We start from the raw sequence: 20,941 nt of genomic DNA, 5'->3' as shown, positions 1-20,941 counted from the left end.
AGCAATTGCTGACAAAGAATAGCTGCAAAAAAAGCATGCAACGGAGGCAAGTGCATAAATGTTGAAGACACTGAAACCATTCCTCATCTCGCGGTTCCTGTACGGCCTTGTACAGGTGATGGCGCTCAGCAGCAAGAATGCGCTGATCTCATATCTGAACATTGCAGAGAAGGCGACGACGCGCGACCATTACAAGCGCGCTATCAGGTCCATACGGGAAATGTGGCGGAACGGCCATCCTACTCTGAACGTTGCGATGAAGGTGTTGCGCAACACCAGTCCGCGCCACAAGAAGCAGATCATCCGGTGCTTTATCATGAACCAGCTTCTGGTGGGCAGCACCAAACGCAAGGCCTTTTCGGACGGCGCCGGAGGGTTCTATCCGCCCGGACTTCTGGTGATCAGCCCTTCCATGAAATGCAATCTGAACTGCTTTGGCTGCTATGCAGGCATGTACAAAAAGGACGAAGACCTTCCCTATGAGGTGATCGACCGCGTGCTGACCGAGGCAAAGGAGATGGGCGTTTACTTTATCGTCGTCTCCGGCGGAGAGCCGTTCTTCAGAAAAGACCTGCTCGACCTCTTTGAGAAACATAATGATATGGCATTCCATGTCTTTACCCACGGCGGTCTGCTTGACGAGAAGCTCGTTGCGAGACTTGCAGAACTCGGCAATGTGCTGCCTGCCATCAGTGTTGAGGGATTTAAGGAAGAGACGGACAAACGCAGGGGCGAGGGCCACTATGAGCGGGTACTGAAGGCGATGAAGCTCCTGAAGGAAGCAGGCGTGCTCTTCGGCTATTCAGCGACCATGACACGGCAGAATGCGGATATTATGGTGTCTGACAAGTTCGTGGACCACTGGATGGCACAGGGCACAACAGTAGGCTGGTATTTCCTGTACACGCCGGTCGGCAGGGAGCCGAACTGGGACCTGGTGCCGACGCCCGAGCAGCGCGAGATGCTGCGGGCGCGCGTGGCCTATTTCCGGTCCTGCAAGGAGATGCTGTTCGGCGATTTCTGGAATGACGGGCCTGTGGTGGGAGGCTGCATTGCCGGAGGCAGAAAGTATTTTCATATCAATTCAAAGGGAGATGTCGAGCCCTGCGTCTTCTGTCATTTTGCGCTTCACAATATCAAGAACGTGAGTCTGCAGGAGGCGGTCACCTCACCGCTCTTCAAGAAGATCCAGTCATATCAGAAGACGCATGAAAATAAACTCAGGCCCTGCATGATCATTGACCATCCCAATGTGTACCGCGATGTCTGCAAGATGCCGGGTGTCTATTTCACGCATCAGGGAGCGGAGAACATTGTTGAAGGGTTCGCTGAAAAGATTGATGACTATTCGGTCGAATGGGGCAAGCTTGCTGATAAGGCCTGGGAAGAGAACTATCAGAAGAAGGATCAGTAATCACGGTGTTTTTGCAGGATAGGGAGTGGTTACCCGCTGTAATCTGCCTCTTTTCTTTGCCTGAACCTGCGCCTCAGCCTTAACCTATTTTGTTGCTGTTCAGCCCATGACCTTCTGCAGGGCGCTGCCGATCTCCTGCAGGCCAAAGGGTTTTTTGAGAACATCCCTGAAGCCGTATCTGCCGAATTCGGCCATTACCGGATCTTCTGAATACCCGCTTGCGACTATGGCCCTGACGTCCGGGTCGATCTTAAGAATTTCCTGCAGGGTCTCCTGCCCTCCCATCCCGCCCGGGATCGTCAGGTCAAGAATGATCGCTGCAAAGGGCTGACCTGATCTCCTGGCCTCCTGATACCGTGCGACCGCCTCTGTGCCGTTCTTTGAAAGAACTGTTTCATAGCCCAGATCGACAAGCATTGCCTGTGTGACATCCCTGACGATCTCGTCATCGTCCATAAGCAGGACCTTTCCTTTGCCGGCCTCGAATATGACTTGCCCGATCTCGGCACTTACCGGCTTGTCGGATGCCGGCAGATAGAGATGGAACGTGGTACCCTGTTCGGCTGCAGGTTCAGCGGTGATGAGGCCCTGATGCCTTTTCATGATCGAGTATGCGGTTGCGAGGCCGAGGCCGGACCCCTTCCCCCGGGTGGTAAAATAAGGATCGAATATTTTATGGAGATTTTCAACTGGTATGCCGATCCCCTCATCTTGCAGTGAGATCCTTATATAACTGCCGGCAGGCAGGGGCACCGGTGCTGCTGATCTCTCATCGATAACGATATTTTCTGCCTGTATCTCTATCTTCCCGCCTTCGGGCATGGCCCATTTTGCATTAATGATCAGGTTATGGATGACCTGGCTTAACTGGCCCCTGTCGATATCGACCAGCCAGAGATCGTCAGGGAACAGGAAGCTGCATATTACATTAGAGCCTGCCAGCACGAATTTCGCGGAGTCCATGATCAATCCGTTGATTGACGTTGTCTTCAGCAAAGGCTCTCCTCCCTTTGAGAACGTAAGCAGCTGATGGGCCAGTTCCTTTGCACGGATCGCGGCATGCTCAACGCCGGTCAGTCTGTCCATGATCTTTTCTTTTTCTTCTCTTTCAAGTTTCCTTTTTGCCAGAGAGATGTTGCCGAGGATGCCGACCAGGATATTATTGAAGTCGTGGGCTATGCCGCCCGCAAGAATACCGAGGGATTCTATATTTCTTGCCTTTAACAGCTCTCTTTCCATCCTTTGCTTTTCGGTAATATCACGGAATACCAGGACTGCGCCGATCATCTTCCCGCTCTCATCGAGAATCGGTGCCCCGCTGTCAGCGATGGTCTTCTCAACGCCGTTTCTTCCGATGATGACCGTGTGGTCAACAGGCCCAACGATCTTCCCTGTCCTCATGACCTTTTCGACAGGGTTTTCGCAGAGTTCGCGGGTCTTTTCATTCATGATATGAAAGATCTCCTGCAGGGGTCTGCCTGCGGCGTCCTGCTGCTTCCAGCCGGTGAGGTTTTCTGCCACGGTGTTTACGAGGACAACACGGCCGTCAGTATCCGTGGTTATAACGCCGTCCCCGATCGAACGGAGCGTTACCAGGAGACGTTCTTTTTCCGAGATGATCCCCTGCTGCGAATCCCTCAGCGCCTTTGTCATCATGTTGAAAGAGTCGGTGAGTTCGCCTATTTCGTCTTTCGATGCATGGTTCATGGTCACATCGAGGTTCCCTCTGGATACTTCAGCAACATTGTCCTTCAGCTCTAAAATGGGCTGTGCTATCTTCCGCGAAAGCACATAGCCCAGGACCAGTGCCACAATGACCCCGCCGAAGATGATAACAAAGCCGTATATCTGGAAGGAGGCGGCTTTTTTCAGCGCTGTCCTGTGGGCATCCTCGCTCAAAACGGCCTCGGCAATTGCAAGTTCAACACTGTTCTGCCGTATTGAAGAAGTAATATCATTAAAGGCCCTTATCTCTGCCTCGTGCCCTGAAGGGCTGAAGCGCCCGGAGACGGCCATATCGCGGTCATAAGCCTTCAGCAGAGATTCTCCTGCGGAAAGGAGCCTGGCTGTGTCGACCTTGATCTTCTCGACGTATTCTCTTGCAACCGGCACGTTAACCGCAAGGTCCATTACCTTGATCTCTTCGAGAAGTGAATTGTGGCGTTCGTAGAATTTATCTCTGTCTTCCGGGTTTTGGAGGGTCAGAAAAAGGATAAGATGGCCTTCCGTTCTTTTCGCATAGCTTGAGGCTTCGGTCGCAGCGGTAATGATGCTCCTGAAATGTTTCTCTGAGCTTTCGAAAGACCGTACAATATCTTTCCTCGAAAGAAGACCGAAAATGCCGATAGCAATGACCAGAACGATGATAACGATATTACCTGAGATCAGTCGGTGGCTTATCTTCATGTCGTGTTACTAAAATATCCTAATTGCCGGAGGTTTATCAATGGCGTGCCGCGCTGAAATGCCGCAGCAGCCGTTGAGACCGTTCATCCAACTTTCTAAAATCTGATCAACTTTGATACTATCAACCATGATTTGGATGCGACCCTTCTTCCTGTATCGATCATGGCCAGCGCGGCTGGCATTGCCATGCGTAATTCTGATCATGGTGCTTGGTTCTTCCTGTGCCAGGAAAGAGCTTGTTCGGCAGCCTGCGCTTGAGTCCTATTCCGGCCCGGTCACTGCAGAGGTTCTAAAGCATTCGATCGGGTTCAGGGAGACCAGGACCATCAAGGCGCTGACCGACGTCAGGATATTCAGGAACAACGAGCCGGCAGGCAGTTTCAGCGGCGTCTTTGGCTATCAGGCGCCTGACTCCCTGAAGACCAGCTTTTTCGGTCCTTTTGGCATCACCGTAATGGAATTTCTGATCGCAAAAGAAATGCTGCAGGTCTATGTGCCGCCCAGGAACACCCTCTACGAAATGCGATCGCCCGAGATATCGTTCTCCTCTCTGATGAACGGCAAGTTTTACTATACCGTGCAGGAGCAGGGGGACTTCTATGTCCTTCTTGCATACGACTCTGCTGAGAAGGCCTCAGTGCCTTCGATAAAATACCTCTTTGACCGGACCTATCTTCTGAACAGGCGCATCATTGTCTATAAGGAAGGAGAGGCGGCCATAACGATCGATTTTGACGGCTTCAACGGGAAGATGCCGGAAAAGACAAAACTTTCATTCAGCAACGGCACTGAGATGGAGATCGCTCTTCAGGAGCCGGAATATGATTCGGACATCCCATCCGGATATTTTAAAGAGATGGAACATACGGATAAGAAGGTGCTGCCTTTTCAGGATCTTCTCAAACGCTTTGATCCCAGCCGGTAGCTGATGTTCATCGCAAAATAGGGCAGGATGTTCTGCAGTCTTGAAGGCATTCTCTTCAGTATCGAACCGGGCGAATAGATCTTCATGTAGGCCTCAAGGGTCTTTTGGTGCAGTTCCTCTGCCGAGATGTTCTTTGGACTGAAAACAATATTATACCGGTCGTATTTTTCCCAGTTCCGGTGCAGGATCCTTCCCTCAGCCGACATTTCTTCAAAAAGCCTTGTCCCGGGGAAGGGTGTGAGCTTGCAGAAGTTGGCAACCTCGAGCCTGTTCTGCATCACGAAATCGACGGTGCTGTCGAAGATATCAGGTGTATCGTGGTCGAACCCGAATATGAATGAGCCATGCACGCCGATGCCGGCTGCCCTGATCTCCCGGATATGCTCGGCGTACTGTTCAGCCTTCCTCAGTTTTTTTACATCCGTTGAGTTTTTGGCATTGACACTCTCAAAGCCGATCAGCAGGCCGGCACAGCCGCTTTCTGCTGCAAGCCTTAACAGCTCATTGTCCCGTGCAATGTCTATGGATGTTTGAGCGACCCATCTCTGCTTTAAGGGTTTCAATGCCCTGAAGAGTTCCTTGGCGTAGGCACTGTTCCCCGCAATGTTGTCGTCGACGAATACGGCAAGCCGTCTGTTGTAATCCTTCAGTTCCGAGATGATGTTCCCGATCGGGCGGCAGCGCTGTTTTGTGCCGAAAAACTGGGTTGATGAACAGAAGGAACAGCCGTACGGGCAGCCGCGTGATGTCTGGAATGTGCGCGGCACATAGTAGCGTTTCTGATGGATCACTTCCCATCTGCCGGAGGGGATGCTTTCAGGGGCCGGATAGGCTGTACACCGGTAGAGCTGCTCCAGACGGCCCGAAAGGTAGTCATCGAGGATCTTTTGCCACATCTCCTCTGCCTCGCCGATCAGAATGGCGTCAGCATGTGTCAACACTTCATCAGGCATGACCGACGGATGGATGCCGCCCATGACGATCTTCGAGCCCTTTTCCCTGAATCGTCCTGCAACCGCGTAAGCACGCAGGGCATTGGTCGAATTGGTCGTTATTGCTAAAAGGTCTGCCGGATAGTCGAAATCAATGTCATCAACAAGCTCATCCGTGACCTTGACCTCGTACGTGTCCGGTGTCAGCGCTGCGAGTATTGCAAGAGACATCTGCGGCAGCACAAAGGTTGCCCTGCGTTTTCTCCAGATGTCTTCCTTGCGGCAGGGAGAAATGATGTAAATGCGCCTCTTCACGATCCCGAATAATATCATATGTCGAGAGAAAATCCTTGACAGCAAACAGGTGGAGGTAAGGTATAATGTTTTCTAAATATATCTTCGTGGGGGGGATCGGGTGGATCACAAATATAATCCTGCATTAAGAGTTATATCAACCATTGTCTTGTCTTTTTTTCTCTGGTCGTTCGGGGGAGTGTTCGATGTTGCGTATGCGGTGAAGGAGAGCAGTCAGCCGTCAGCTATCAGCGCTCAGCGGAGAAATGACAGCTCTCAGTCATCAGCTATCAGCAGTCAGCATCAGACGAAGAAAGACAGAGCAGAAGAGAAATTCAGCAAGGCTATTGATGACATCGAAAAGATACTGAGCGATCAGCCGTCAGCTCTCAGCGATCAGCAAAAGCGACTCAAAGCCAAGAAGGCGGAAATAGAATTACATGACATAGAGATCAGGAAGCAGTTCACCGAGACAGAAGGCAAGATCAAAGACCTGCCGGATGTAATCAAGAAGCGCCACCGGGATTTTGTTAAACACTACGATGACAATCTCAGAGAGCTGAAGACCAACCTTGACGAAATAGACAAGGCAAAGGACAAGACAGAGGTAGAGGTTAAGGTTGAGAAAGCAAAGAGACATCTTGAGAAGATCAAGCCGCCGAAAAAGCATCGGGCATTAGATCCCAACAAATTGCCGCACAGGACGGAAGAGCCGGTATTTAAGGAGCCCAGGACAAAGCCAGAAGAGTTTGAGAAAGACAGCGGTCAGCAATCAGCTCTCAGCAGTCAGATTGATAGTCAAATCTCCCCTAACCCCTCTTTGCAAAAGAGGGGAACAGGTGTTGCCGCACAATTTTACCCCACTTTGACAAAGGGGGGCGAGGGGGGATTTTTCGGACAAAGTGCGAAACCGATTCTCGTCGCAGCAAACGGTTCGCTTGATGGGCTTCTGTCGCCATCGACCACCCCTCCCATCCTCCCCTTGCCAAGGGGAGGATGGGAGGGGTGGTCTTTCAGCCCTGCCTGACGGCAGCTTTCAGATCGCCCTTGCCAATCCACCCACATCAGCGGATCTTGCAGAAAATGGCATCGAAATTGTTTTTACCCCTGCCATAACTGCAAAAGTAGCAGAGCTTGGATACAAGCCCGTAAAGATCTACGAATGGGTAAGAAACAACATTGAATATGTGCCTACCTACGGCTCAATCCAGGGCGCAGACATGTGCCTCCAGACAAAGCTCTGTAACGATTTCGATACTGCAAGCTTGCTTATCTCACTGCTCAGAGTCTCCGGCATCCATGCCAGATACGTATACGGGACCATAGAGCTTCCAATAGACAAGGTCAAGAACTGGGTTGGTGGGTTTACGGACTCAAATGCTACGCTGTCCCTCATGGCAACAGGAGGGATACCGGTAGGCGGTATTACTGAAGACGGGAAGATCGTTGCTGTCAGAAAAGAGCACATATGGGTGGAGGCCTTTATCGATTACTTTCCTATGCGGGGAGTAAGGCACAAAACAGGAGAAGGTGATACCTGGATACCTCTTGATGCAAGTTTCAAGCAGTACACCTACACCTCAGGCATGGACATCAAGTCAGCGGTCCCATTTGACGCTCAGTCGTTTGTGACCCAGATACAGTCCACTGCCACAATCAACGAACAGGCCGGATACGTAACAAACGTAAATTCTCTTTATATCCAGCAGGCTATGCAGGACTACCAGTCAAGGGTGCAGAGCTACATCAGCCAGAACCACCCGAATGCTACAGTAGGAGATATCCTTGGCAAGAAAGAGATCGTCAAACAGGAGTTTTCTTATCTGCTCGGCACCCTGCCGTACAAGAAGTTAGTCACCGGCACAAAATACAGCACCCTGCCGGATAGTTTAAGGCATAAAGCATCATTCAGCATGCTGGTGAATAATCTCGATTACGAGATGCAGATAACCAGGAGTCTGCCTGAACTTGCTGGCAAGAAGATAACCCTGAGCTATTCACCGGCAACACAGGCTGACGAAAATGTAATCAACTCATACCTGCCGAAACCACATACGGACGGCACACCGATACAGCCGAACGAATTGCCCAGCTCCTTACCGGCTTATTTGATCACCCTCAAGCCCGAACTCCGGATAGACGGCGTAGTAATGGCAACTGGCAGCCCTGTAACCATGGGACAGGATGAGTTCTTCAATATCAGCATATCGGCACCTACAACTGCGACCCACAGCATAAGCAACAAGGTAACAGCCGGTGAATTCAACGCGATTGCATTGGACATCGCCAGGATCACCCCTGAACAGATGACGGCATTGAAGACAAAGCTCGAAGTGACAAAGGCGAAACTGGAAACACAGAACTTCACTGGGCTGACAAAGGATGATATTCTCGGAGATCTGCTCTATACAACTGTCCTTAGCTATTTTGCCGAGCTTGATGCTACGGATTTTGTGACGGCAAAGACTATGGGCGTCATATCGACACGACTTCCATCGGTTGGACGATTCTTTAACTCTCTGGCGGTCGATTACATTTGGGGTGTGCCGGTAAAAACATCGACGAGCGGACTGTCGATGGACATAGGCCTTATCAGGAAATTGGTCAAGGCACCGGATGGCGCGAAAGAAAAACAGATTCAGTTTATGCTCAATTCAGGCATGAACTCGTCAGCGCTTGAGCACTCTGTTCCTGAACAGTTATTCTCAACACTGGCTAATCCTGCTCAGGGAATATCAGCAGTCAAAGCTTTGCAGCTTGCCAATGATCAGGGTATACCGATCTACAAGATAGATCAGTCAAACATTGCAGCGATTCTGCCCCAGTTGCAGTTAAGCCCTGATACCATCACTGATATCCAAAATGCTGTCGGTGCAGGCAAGATGGTAACCGTCTCCAAAACTAATATTACATTCAACGGCTGGACGGGGTGCGGATATATCATTACTGATCCCAATACTGGCGCCGGTGCGTATATGATTAGTGGCGGGATGAACGGGGCGATGTTACTTTGTGCTCTGATGATAGGTAGCTGCGCAGCCGTAGCAGCCGCGCTTCTCATGATTGCTGTTGCAACAGTTGAGTTAGTTATTTATCTGCTCATTTCGCTCTTGGTATTGTTATTGGCTCTTATCGTATCTATATTAATTGCATTCGGCCCATTTATACTTCAGTATTTAGTTTTGTATAGTCTCTGCGGACCAGCAGCCACGCATGAATACATAAAGTGCTTGCTTTGGATGGTTGGTATACATCTTGGAATTGACGGGGTTGCGGCATTAATTAAGAAATTACCGAGTATTCTTGCTGCGAACGCAGCTAAATATCTTCATCATATCGGTTTTTATGTGGCGGGCGGTGAAATTATTCTGTGCGTAAAAGATTTGCTCCTATCATGTAATGACAATCGATAGATCGGGAAGGAAAAACAATGAATGATTTGTATGATTATGACTTTATAGTAATTGGATTTGTATTGATTGCTGGCGTAATTGGTCTATTGAAAATTATTCAGAATTATCGAGGTACAAGTTACAAAGATGCTTTCAAAGTAGCCGTGATTCTAATTTTATGTGGGTTATTGTTTGTCTGTTTTTCGGCTACAATGAACAGTTTCATTGAAAATAATTGGGAAAAGGGATACTTGATTTCCTTCCTTCTACTAAGGGAAGTTACAAAAGCATGGTTTTTTCGTCATATCTGTGCTATCGGTTATATCTTCTTAATTTTAGGTGTTACAGCGTTGATTCTTGCCACGTGCAAAAGGAGATTTTCGGTTCAGCATGGATGAGGCGGTTATAAACTCGTATCTTCCAAAACCTCATGCTGATGGAACACCGATACAGCCAAGTGAACTACCATCGTCATTGCCTGCGTATCTGATCAATCTGAAGCCTGAACTGAGGATAGACGGCGTAGTAATGGCAACAGGCAGTCCGATAACCATGGGACAGGATGAGTTCTTCAATATCAGCATATCGGCTCCCACGACCGCAACCCACAGCATAAACAACAAGGTGACAGCTGGAGAATTCAATGCCATTGCATTGGACATCGCCAGGATAACGCCTGAACAGATGACTGCGCTAAAGACAAAGCTCGAAGCGACAAAGGCGAAATTGGAAACACAGAACTTCACGGGACTCACGAAGGATGACATTCTCGGAGACCTGCTCTATACAACTGTCCTTAGCTATTTTGCCGAGCTTGACACTATGGATTTTGTGACGGCAAAGACTATGGGGGTATTCTCCACCCGGCTTCCGTCGGCTGGAAGATTCTTTAACGCTCTGGCGGTTGATTATATTTGGGGAGTGCCGGTAAGAACATCAGCGAGCGGGCTGTCAATGGACATAGGCCTTATCAGGAAATTGGTCAAGTCACCCGATGGCATAAAAGATAAGCAGGTGCAATTCATGATGACATCTGGAATGAACTCGTCGGCACTGGAACATTCCGTTCCGGAACAGTTGTTTTCGACGCCGGGAAGCCCTGCACAGGGGATATCGGCAATGAAGGCTTTGAAGATCGCCAACGATCAGGGTATACCGATCCTTACTATCAATCAGGAGAATATCAGCACAATCTTGCCGCAGCTACAGCTTGATGCTGCAACCCTGATCGATATACAGAATGCGGTGAATGCTGGAAAAGAAGTGACGGTATCGATGACGAATATCAACTTCAACGGCTGGACGGGGTGCGGGTATATTGTCATCAATCCAAATAACGGTGCGGGGGCGTATATGATCAGCGGGGGGATGAATGGGGCAATGTTACTTTGTGCCCTGCTAATAGGTAGCTGCGCTGCAGCAGTAGCTGCGCTGTTATTGATCGCTGTTGCAACTATAGAGATAATTCTTTATCTGATCGTTTCAATATTGGTTTTACTGCTGGCACTAATAGCCTCATTATTAGTAACTTATGGTGCATTTATTGTCCAGTATCTGCTACTCGTAGATTTGTGTGGCAGGGACGCGACCCATGCATACCTGAAGTGCCTATTAAAGATGGTCGGCATTCATGGAATAATTGATGGCGCTGAAATGGCAGCCGAACTAAAACACTTGGTCAATACTGCCAAAGTTATCAAATGGGCAGGTATTTATGTGGCCATTGCCGAGTTCTATGGATGCAATATGACGCTGGCTCAAGCATGCTGGAATAGCGAGTAGGAGGCAACGTGCGAGATATATCTCCTGATTATATTTTGATTGGAATTATTGTTTTTGGTGTTATCGGCAGTTATATTCAGGTCATGAAAGAAAAAGAAAGAATAACTATTTCTGCTACGCTCCTCTTTTTATTGACGGGCTTATCACTGATTATTGTGGCAACAACAGCCAATAGCATTTTTGAGAAAAAATGGGAAAGTGAATATATCATTTCTTTTCTCATGCTGAGACGGGTAAGCGAGGAGTGGTTTTATCGACATCTCTGTGGAGTTGGATATCTATTATCTTGGATAGGCTTTTGCCTTGCAATCGCATATTTACGAAAAGGTGTGAACAAAACAGGGGCATGAGATGAGAATTTATCGTTATTCATTTATTAAGGTAGTTAGCAGCTATTGGATAGTTTTTTGTCTGCCTTTTCTCGCAGGATATGCTTTTTGGAAAGTCGGTTTGTCAGGTTGGTCTTGGGTTGACTTATTGCCGATATTACTGACTTATACATTCCTTTCAATCCCAATAATTATGATCTATATTTTGCTGAAGACTGAGATACATATAAACGAGCGAGAGATCGCGAGAAAGGGTATAGCTGGCGGAAAAACACTTCTGTGGGAAGATGTAATTTCAATTGAAAGAGGTCATATTTATACGATATCGCTTGATAAACCGAGGGATATTACCATAACTGCTGCTAATAATAATCGAATCTATGTTTATGGGTTTCTCGAAGATATCGAGGGTGTCGAGCACGATATTCGTGAATATTCAAAAAAAGAATTTGTGCAAAAAAACTGAGGGTGGCGTGCAGGGGTTTGCCACAATTCTTGGAATAGTTAAATTTATCGATCATATCTATGGAGGGTTGGGGATGAAGCGGAAGGTTATTGGCTTAACGATATGGATTTTCATTTTGTTGATGACGGCAGCTTGGGCGCAATCGCCGCAAGTCACGAGCGGCCTTGGCTATCTGAGCGCCACTCAGAACGCTGACGGCTCATGGGGCGATGCGGCGTATGATGAAGTTCTGCCTTCAACCGTGGCAGTCATAGAGACCCTGCGGGCACTGAAGCAGCAGAACCCGGCTGCCATTGCCTGGCTCCAGGCCCAAGAACTTGAAACCACAGACTACATCTCCGAGCGCATTTATGCACTGTCGATTGCGGGCACGGACAAAGACCTTCTCATCTCGTATCTTGATATCGAGTCTTATGCCTGGTCAGGAATGGGAGGACCAGATGTTGATAATCTGGACACGTTGCTCGCCCTGCTTGCCCTCAATAGAATCAATTTCGCCGATCATGGGATAATCAGTGGCGTGCTCAATTCCCTGGTGAGCACTCAGAAAATAGATGGAGGATGGGGCTTCAACGGTGAAATGGATAGTCGGGTCGATATGACCGCCTTGGTTCTTCAAGCCCTCTCAAAGTTTAAGACAACTTACAACTTGACGGTTCCAATCTCGAATGGCGTTGCCTATATTCTTGCTCATCAATATGCAGATGGCGGATATGGCACCCTGTCATCTACGGTTTATGAAACCTCTCTTGCTATAATCGCGCTGATCATCAGCGGTGTAAGCGATCAGCAGTCAGCGATCAGCAGTCAAGCCGCAATCAACTATTTATCAGCTACCCAGCTTGCCAATGGCTCATGGAATGACGACCCCTATTCAACCGCATTGGCATTACGGGCATTAGCAAGCGTCAAGCCCAACCTCTCCATCTCATCCACTGACATCACCTTCTCAAGCCCTGCGCCCAAAACAGGCGATGCCATAACCATAACCGCCAATATCAAAAACACCGGCCCTGCCCAAGCCCCTTCGACTGGCTCAGGACAGGCTGGCATCACCGTTCAGTTCTACGACGGCGATCCATTAGCAGGCGGTATCCTGATCGGCGAGGCCATAATAGCCTCAATCCCCGCTTTCAGCAGTTCTCCTGCCTCAATCACCTGGACCATTCCGTCAGCAGCAGCCAGCACCATCTTCGTCAGCATCGACCCTCTTAACGCCATAGACGAGCTGAGCGAAGCCGATAACATTGCATCCAAAAACCTCACCTCAGCCACCCTGCCTGACCTGAGCATCACTTCAGCAGACTGCCTGATCTTTCCTGCAGCCCCTGATTCCTATATGATGATCGGCACATTCTGCTCGGTAAGGAACCTTGGCGAGACCGATGCTTCAAACGTGGCCGTGGACTTTTATATGGAAGCGTCAGGTCAAAGCCCTGTCAAACTTAAGGGAAGCGGTATAGTGCCTCTCGTACCAGCAGGCGGTTCTGTTGCGACCGTTGGAGTTATCGCCGATTATCAGGCAACTGGCGGTCAAAAGACCATCCGCGTGGTAGTTGACCCCCAGAATACTATCACCGAGTCGAATAAGGCCAACAATACTGCCATCAAAACATTTGTCATAGGCGCAGAGATTGACGTTTATATCAACTCATCTGATATCAGCTTCAGCCCTGCAAATCCGAAGGATGGGGACACGGTCACCATAACCTCGATCATACGAAACGCGACCCTTGGTAATGCCAGAAACGTGGTTGTGCGCCATTACCTTGGAGATCCTGCTTCAGGCGGCACAAGAATAGGAAATGATATATCCATCCCTCTTATTGGGACACGGGGAAGCGAAACCGTAACCATGCAGTGGAATACCACCGGCCATACTGGTAAAAACTATATCTATGTTGTTGCCGATCCTGACGACGTGATCGCCGAGTACAACAACTGGAACAATACGGCAGGCAAGACCCTCAAGGTGGCCTCCACCCAGGGACCTGACCTGACACTGAATTCATCTGATATCACCTATACGCCCCAGAACCCCAATCAGGGCGACATGCTGACCGTAACCGCAACAATCAGAAACACCGGAAACCAGGCAGCCCTTTCCGTGCCTGTGGAATTCAGTATTTTCAACCAGATGCTCAATCCTCCCATGATCATCGGCACGGCAACAATCGCATCTATTCCGGCAGGTGGAACCGTGCCTGTGCAGATCCCCTGGGATACGACCGGAATGGGCGGCACTTACGATCTTCGAGTCACAATTGACAGAGATGACACAATCATCGAGCTTGATGAAACGAACAATAGTGCATCCAAGCCTGTTGTCGTTACGGCTCCGCAGGGTCCAGACCTTGTTACGTCATCCATTGACCTTACGGGCGTCACATCTGATAAGCAGACGCGCATTATTTCTGGCAATGCCCTTGTAACGATCAAAAATATCGGCAACCAGCCTGCAAACGGGCCGTTCAGCATCATCGCCTTTGAAGACAGTAACAATAACCAGGTCTATGATCCCGGCACTGACATAATCTTTGGGACGGCAACCTATCAATCAGGTCTTGCAGCAGGAGCATCCAATACTGTGACCATACCCATATCAGGCACTGTGCTTTTCATCGACAGCCCTCTTTATGTCTTTGTCGATAGCGGCAAGGTGATAACAGAACTTGACGAAACGAACAATATCAACTGCCTTGCCGTATTCACTGCCTGCAGAAACTCGAAGGTGGATGCAGCAGTCAAATCAGGGGCATCCTGGCTTATCAATCACCAGGTAAACGTGGATACCCAAGGCACGCAGAAGGCATGGGGCGGTGTTGATATTTATTACAATGCCCTTGCCATAAGAGCTTACAAGAGTATGAACAAAACGGTTGGGACAAAGTATGCAAGTGTCCTGAACAAGCTCATCCAGATGCAGGCACCTGACGGTAGTTGGGACATAAATTTACAAACGACGGCGACTGCCGTCATGGCGCTGATCAGAAGCGGCAGCACTCCAAATGATACGTATATCAAGAATGCTGTAGCATGGCTGAAACGGAATCAGGCAGCGAATGGCAGTTTTGGTGGAACAGCCTATTATACCGGGATTATTCTGACTGCTCTTCTGAAGGCAGGCGAGGACAAAAACGCGACTTATATCCAGAAGGCAGTGCAGTGGCTCATAGACACTCAACTGCCCGCAGGTTATTGGGGGTCTGTACCTGGTGACACCTGGAACGATGTTAATACAATTCCCTATCCGGTCATAGGCCTTTCGCTTGCCCTGTCGCCCACTCATCCCAATGTCGTCAAGGCAAAGAACTGGTACGATATGACCACATATAATCATCCCTATGAACAATACAGAAGCTTTTGGCTCATTATGATGATTGAGGTAGCGCCGACTGACTATAGGATCAACGGTATTGTGGACGGACTTCTGAACAACCAGATGACGGACGGCGGATGGAAAGCAATCGCCGGCATGTCTTTTTCGGAATTCAGAACAACTGCGGATATTCTCGATGCTATGGGAAAGCTCGGCAAAACAGGCACAAAGATCGACAACGGAGTCCGCTGGCTCGACAACCATTTCAATGCAGCTTTTGAGGGTTTCCCAGCATCCGGGTATACATGGACAACAGACTATGCCCTTGTCGCCCTGCAGGCGGCTGCAATAGGTGATACAGCGAATCTGAACGCCATTGCCAAAGGCAGATTTGCGGTGTTAAGCGCTCAAAGCAGTAACGGGAGCTGGTCCGGTTACCTTCCGCCAGCAATTGACAATCTCAATATCGGGACTGCGGGTGATTCATTGCGTATGTTTTATTTCCATTATACAAATCCGTCTCTTAACGAACAAAACGCAGCTAATAATGCTCGCACCTTTCTCTATTCAGCGCAAAAAACTGACAACGGGTGGCCAGCTACTAATTATACTGTTGTGAACACTGATCTATACTCAAGTATTATTGCCCTGCGTGGCCTTCTTCAGTCCGGGGTTCCGGCTTCACATACAAACGTATCCAGAGGGCTTTCCTACCTTAACTCCAAGCAAACTTCTGACGGAGGTTTCGGGTCTGTCGGCTATACATCAATAGCTGCTGAAATATACAAGCTTGCGGGTTCTGCGTACCAGGGCAGGCTTAACCAGGCTGTATCATGGCTCAAGTCAAGGCAGCAGGCTGACGGCGGATGGGGTCTTAACACATCGGGTGCAGCCTACGCCCTTGTAGGCCTATCTGTTGCAGGAGAACAGGGTATTGAAGTGGCAAAAGGTGTGTCCTGGCTCCTTGCAGCACAGAATGCAGACGGCGGCTGGAGCAGCGCAATGGGAGTACCGATGAGCTATGACTATAATACTGCCTATGCGGTCACTGCCCTTTCCCTTGCCCGCTTCAACCTTGCCTTTAACATAGACCTCTCTACCGAGCGGCAGAGCTACTGCCCGGGAGATACAGTCAGGATCAGTGCAATCCCTGATGCACCCGCAGAGGAGGTCACCGTAACAGGTGCCCTGAAACTGCAGGAAGGCACAACTGTCCAGCTCGGCTTCAGCCTCACTGACAATACCTTCAATGCAGAGTATGTGCTACCCTCAACTGCCCTGCCCGGAACAGCAACGATTCAGACCACAGGTCAGTCAACCTACGGATACAGCATTGCCACAACAAGCTTTGTTGTGAAGAACTGCACGGCCTTGAAGCCCGATCTTTCGATAGGCACCGCTTCGTTGCAGGAGGCTGCTGATCCGCTGGCTCCTAACACTCGCACAGTGACGGCAACCGTCAGAAACCTCGGCATTATAGACGCTCATAATGTAGCAGTCAGCTTCTATCAAGATGCTGTCCAACCTGAAAACCTGATAGGGAGCAGTAGCATATCAAGCATTGGCGCTTTCAGCGGAACTGCGACAGCCAGCACAACCGTAACCATAGCAGGCGATACAGTCATCCATGTTGTCATCGACCCAGCAAATCTGATAGATGAGCTCAACGAGGCGAATAACAATGCCTCCCTATCCCTTGCCCTGGTACTGCCTGATCTTTCGATCACCGCTGCTGACCTGACCTCAGCTGCCCCTGATCCCCTGAACATGGATATCAGGACCGTCGCTGCCACGGTTAAGAACCTTGGCGGCCTTGGAGCGGATAACGTAACAATTAAGTTCTATAAAGACGCATTTGTACCAGAGAACCTTATCAAGACCCTGATCATACCGAATATTGGCGCGCTGACCGGCACGGCAACTGTCAACACGTCTATAACGCTAACAGGCGACACGGTTGTCTATGTAGTCGCTGACCCTTCCAACGCAATAGCCGAGACCGATGAGACGAACAACATGGCCTCAATAGCCCTCACACGAATGATCCCTGATCTCTCGGTCTCTTCATCAGACATAGCCATTATTCCTCCTGCAGTTACAGAAGGCCAGTCAGCGGTCATAGCGGCAATCATCCATAACACGGGCAACATGGGTGCCTCGGATGTGGTTGTCTCATTCTATGATGGAGACCCGTCAAGCGGGGGCACACTTATCGGATCGGTCACCAAATCCTGGATAGATGCAGGCTCGACTGCCTATGCAGAGACAGCATGGAACACCTTCGGCCAGTCAGGCATGAACTACATCCATGTTGTAGTCGATCCGCTCAATGTGATCCATGAGGGCAACGAGACCAACAACAGCTCCTTTATCCCTGTTGATGTCACGCCGCCAGTGAAGCCGGACCTTGCCATAACAGGGACGGATATAACTTTTACCAGTCTCAACCCTGAAGAAGGAGCACCGCTGACCCTGACCGCAACCATCAGGAACCTTGGCATCGATGCAGCCAATGTAGGCGTTGCCCTCTATGACGGAGACCCTGCAGCAGGCGGCAGGCTTATTGACATGAAGACTATTTATCAGTTCATACCCTTTGGAGGCGCTGTTGTCATAGCCTTTGATATTCCGACAATCGGTATGGCAGGCAATCATAAGTATTACATCTCCCTCGATCCGGAACATATGATCGATGAGATCAGCGAGACCAACAATACGGCTTGGAGCTCAATAACCGTAGGAGCCTCCAGCCTTGGGCTCAGTATCACAACAGACAAGGCAAGCTATACAGCCAATGAGGATATCAGTGTATCGCTGAATATCGCGAACCAGAAAGTTGTAGTCCGCTCAGGCACGATAGAGGTGAAGCTCCTTGATTCTGCAGGGACCGTGGTATCTGAGGCCACTGTCACACAGGCCCTGACCCTTGGTCCATCCGAGACGCAGGCCCTGAGCTTCATACTCAACACCGGCAGTATCCTTGCCGGAGATTACAGGGTATTCAGCCAGTTCATAGAGGCAGGCAATGCAGTATCGAAGATTGATGCGCCGATCACCGTAGCAGCAGACAGGGAGGTCTCCTCAGCTGTCACTACCGACAAAATCGCCTACTTCCCGAATCAGCAGGCCGTGATAACCACATCCATCACCAGCCTGAGCCAGAACTACATCTTTGAGAACATGACGGCGAAGATAGCAATCAGCGATCAGCAGTCAGCTTTCAGCCTACATACCGAAACACAAACGATTCCCATACTTCTGCCAGGCCAGGTTACGGAACTTAAGACCTACTGGAACACAGCAACAAATCCTCCGGGAGCATACCCAATAACACTTGAACTCAGGGATGTATCAGGCGCTCTTGTTTCAACCGCTGCTGCAACCCTTACGATCAGCTCCGAGATCAAGCCTTCAAAACTTCTCAGGGGCCAGATCTCGGTCGACAGGCAGAGCATACTTCAGGGAGAACCCTTAAACATCTCCTATCAGGTGACCAATGTAGGCAACATCGATATAAGTCAGGTAGACCTTTCCATAAAAACAGTCCATGTGGTCAACCTTTCCGTGTACGACACCCTGACAGATCAGACAGGCCTGCAGATGGGAGCGGCCTATGCCAATGCACAGCAGCTTGGCACAGGCACATACAGCGCAAAGGACTACCTTGTAATACTTGCCGCTTCGATCAACAGTATTGAAGAGACCCTTGCAAGCACATACTTCAGGGTCGAGGGTGCTCCATCCGCGCCTTCGCTCAATATCCCGGCGCATAGCAGCGACGTGGAGACTTTAACCCCTGTGCTGTCTGTCAATAATGCCACTGACCCCAATGACGACAGACTGACCTATGAGTTTCAGATTTATGCAGATGCGGGACTGACAACCCTTGTGGCTGAATCAACCCTGCAGCAGGAAGGAACTTCCATAACCTCATGGCAGCTTCCGATAACCCTTCAGGAAAATAGTTTGTACTTCTGGCGGGCAAGGGCCTTTGACAGCAGGTTATATGGGCAGTGGATGACCCCGGCTGCCTTCAGGGTGAACGTGACCAATGAGCCTCCTGCAGCGCCGACCCTGTCAGCGCCTGCCAATAACGCATTTGTCGATACCTCGTTGCCGATTCTGACAGTCAACAACGCTTCAGATCCTGACAGCGATAACCTTACCTATAACTTCATGGTTGCGCTCGATCCTGACTTTGTGAATATCGTTGACCAGCAGATCGGTATATTCTCAGGTTCAGGCAGCACCTCATGGCAGGTCACCATCTCACTCCAGGAAAACAGATGGTACTACTGGAAGGCCCAGGCAGACGACTGGCTGATCACAGGACCATGGATGGCGACAGCATCATTCTTTGTTAATACAGCCAACGAGGCGCCGACTGTCCCAATGATCATCGATCCGCCGGACAATAGCGAGACAGTATCCAGAGATCTGATTATAACAATCTCAAACAGCACAGATCCTGACTCAGCCGTAATTACCTATCTCTTTGAAGTGGATACAGCCTTGACCTTTGACTCGCCTGAGAGGATAATCTCCGGATATGTGCCGCAGGGTCAAAACAGCACCTCATGGCTCGCATCAGGTCTGAAAGACAACACATACTATTACGCAAGGGTCAAGGCAAGTGACGGCAGCGCAGAAAGTTCATTGTCTGCTGTTGTCGGCTTCTTCGTCAACACAGCTAACGACGCACCCACAGCCCCTGTGCTTTCGAACCCGTCAATCGGTTCAGGGGTGAACAGCTTCAATCCTCTCCTGTCTGTGCATAATGCAACAGATATGGATGGAGATATCCTTACCTATGAATTCGAGGTCTATACGGATACTGCCATGACAAGCCTTGTAAGCAGCGCATCAGGGCTACAGGAGACCCCACAGATAACCGGCTGGACTGTCTCGACCAGTCTTACAGAAAACAGCACTTATTTCTGGCGGGCACGGGCATTTGACGGAGAACTCTACAGCCCATGGATGGACCTTTCTTCGTTTACGGTTAATACGGCAAACGATGCCCCAACTGCACCGTCGCTGTATGAGCCTGTACAGGGAAGCAGTCTGAGCACTCTTACGCCCACGCTTTCGATAAACAATGCCACTGACCCTGACAGCGACAGCCTGACCTATGACTTTGAGATATACACGGGAACAACGCCTGTCAGCTCCATGACAGCGATCCCCCGGAGCGCCTCAGGCATAACGTCAGTGACCCTGAGCGCTCTTTCAGACAATACGACGTACACCTGGAGGGCCAGGGCGTATGACGGCGACCGTTACGGCGCATGGATGGATATGGCGACCTTCTCGATTCATCTGCCGTCTACAAACATAACAGCAACAATTGATTTCGATCCAAACACGCTTAATCAAAAGAGTCAGGGCAACTGGGTGACGGTCTATATTGAGCTGCCCGCTGGATATAATGTCGATGATATCGATATGTCCTCGCTGCGGCTGGGCGGATCGATCCCTGCGGTTACATGGCCCTATGCGCTTGGCGACTATGATCATGACGGAATACCTGATCTGATGGTCAAGTTCGACCGCAATGCGGTGATCACCCTTCTGCCGAACGGGACGCATGTCCCGGTGCATGTGACCGGCAGGGTGGGGGCTACGACCTTTGAGGGTGTGGACTACATCAGGGTGATACATTAGAAGGCGATATAGCGATTA

General features: G+C 49.8%; 11 protein-coding genes. 9 read left to right on the top strand and 2 right to left on the bottom strand.

Annotated features, from left to right (window positions below):
* The first annotated feature begins 58 nt into the window (after window positions 1-58).
* Window positions 59-1,414, top strand: coding sequence for a radical SAM protein (locus HZB62_12045; GenBank protein MBI5075881.1), 1,356 nt, complete (start codon window positions 59-61; stop codon window positions 1,412-1,414).
* Window positions 1,415-1,513: 99 nt separating this feature from the next.
* On the opposite strand, the gene HZB62_12040 is transcribed toward HZB62_12045, so the two are convergent.
* Complete coding sequence (locus tag HZB62_12040) at window positions 1,514-3,820, bottom strand: PAS domain S-box protein (protein MBI5075880.1); 2,307 nt, start codon at window positions 3,818-3,820, stop codon at window positions 1,514-1,516.
* A gap of 127 nt (window positions 3,821-3,947) precedes the next feature.
* Here HZB62_12040 and HZB62_12035 point away from each other — a divergent pair, with 127 nt between their 5' ends.
* Window positions 3,948-4,745: a hypothetical protein gene (locus tag HZB62_12035; protein MBI5075879.1), complete on the top strand. Its 798-nt coding sequence runs from the start codon at window positions 3,948-3,950 to the stop codon at window positions 4,743-4,745.
* On the opposite strand, the gene HZB62_12030 is transcribed toward HZB62_12035, so the two are convergent.
* On the bottom strand, window positions 4,709-5,992 hold the full coding sequence (locus tag HZB62_12030) for a B12-binding domain-containing radical SAM protein (protein MBI5075878.1): 1,284 nt from the start codon (window positions 5,990-5,992) through the stop codon (window positions 4,709-4,711). The two genes, HZB62_12035 and HZB62_12030, sit on opposite strands and share 37 nt — an antisense overlap.
* Window positions 5,993-6,092: 100 nt before the next feature.
* Here HZB62_12030 and HZB62_12025 point away from each other — a divergent pair, with 100 nt between their 5' ends.
* The 7 genes from HZB62_12025 to HZB62_11995 all read left to right on the top strand — a co-directional run bounded on the left by HZB62_12025 (window position 6,093) and on the right by HZB62_11995 (window position 20,923).
* A complete protein-coding gene (locus HZB62_12025) occupies window positions 6,093-6,998 on the top strand; it encodes a hypothetical protein (protein ID MBI5075877.1) in 906 nt (301 codons plus the stop codon).
* Window positions 6,913-9,384, top strand: coding sequence for a transglutaminase domain-containing protein (locus tag HZB62_12020; GenBank protein MBI5075876.1), 2,472 nt, complete (start codon window positions 6,913-6,915; stop codon window positions 9,382-9,384). The genes HZB62_12025 and HZB62_12020 overlap by 86 nt, the downstream gene beginning before the upstream one ends.
* A gap of 17 nt (window positions 9,385-9,401) precedes the next feature.
* The gene (locus HZB62_12015) at window positions 9,402-9,761 is read left to right on the top strand and encodes a hypothetical protein (GenBank protein ID MBI5075875.1); all 360 of its coding nucleotides are present in this window, start codon (window positions 9,402-9,404) and stop codon (window positions 9,759-9,761) included.
* Complete coding sequence (locus tag HZB62_12010; protein MBI5075874.1) at window positions 9,754-11,145, top strand: hypothetical protein; 1,392 nt, start codon at window positions 9,754-9,756, stop codon at window positions 11,143-11,145. The genes HZB62_12015 and HZB62_12010 overlap by 8 nt, the downstream gene beginning before the upstream one ends.
* 8 nt (window positions 11,146-11,153) lie before the next feature.
* A complete protein-coding gene (locus HZB62_12005; protein MBI5075873.1) occupies window positions 11,154-11,495 on the top strand; it encodes a hypothetical protein in 342 nt (113 codons plus the stop codon).
* 184 nt (window positions 11,496-11,679) lie between these two features.
* On the top strand, window positions 11,680-11,940 hold the full coding sequence (locus tag HZB62_12000; GenBank protein MBI5075872.1) for a hypothetical protein: 261 nt from the start codon (window positions 11,680-11,682) through the stop codon (window positions 11,938-11,940).
* A gap of 73 nt (window positions 11,941-12,013) precedes the next feature.
* On the top strand, window positions 12,014-20,923 hold the full coding sequence (locus HZB62_11995; GenBank protein MBI5075871.1) for a hypothetical protein: 8,910 nt from the start codon (window positions 12,014-12,016) through the stop codon (window positions 20,921-20,923).
* Window positions 20,924-20,941 lie beyond the last annotated feature (18 nt).

This window comes from Nitrospirota bacterium, from assembly GCA_016214855.1.
In the GTDB taxonomy this organism is placed as follows: domain Bacteria; phylum Nitrospirota; class Thermodesulfovibrionia; order Thermodesulfovibrionales; family UBA6898; genus UBA6898.
Note: the sequence above shows the minus strand (reverse complement) of the source record. Positions and strands in the feature narration are given on the sequence as shown.

Bases quoted from the DNA above. Each gene is read 5' to 3' on its own strand.
- HZB62_12035 (MBI5075879.1), top strand. From the start codon at position 3,948: ATGATTTGGATGCGACCCTTCTTCCTGTATCGATCATGGCCAGCGCGG.
- HZB62_12045 (MBI5075881.1), top strand. From the start codon at position 59: ATGTTGAAGACACTGAAACCATTCCTCATCTCGCGGTTCCTGTACGGC.
- HZB62_12015 (MBI5075875.1), top strand. From the start codon at position 9,402: ATGAATGATTTGTATGATTATGACTTTATAGTAATTGGATTTGTATTG.
- HZB62_12020 (MBI5075876.1), top strand. From the start codon at position 6,913: ATGGGCTTCTGTCGCCATCGACCACCCCTCCCATCCTCCCCTTGCCAA.
- HZB62_11995 (MBI5075871.1), top strand. From the start codon at position 12,014: ATGAAGCGGAAGGTTATTGGCTTAACGATATGGATTTTCATTTTGTTG.
- HZB62_12040 (MBI5075880.1), bottom strand. From the start codon at position 3,820: ATGAAGATAAGCCACCGACTGATCTCAGGTAATATCGTTATCATCGTT.
- HZB62_12010 (MBI5075874.1), top strand. From the start codon at position 9,754: ATGGATGAGGCGGTTATAAACTCGTATCTTCCAAAACCTCATGCTGAT.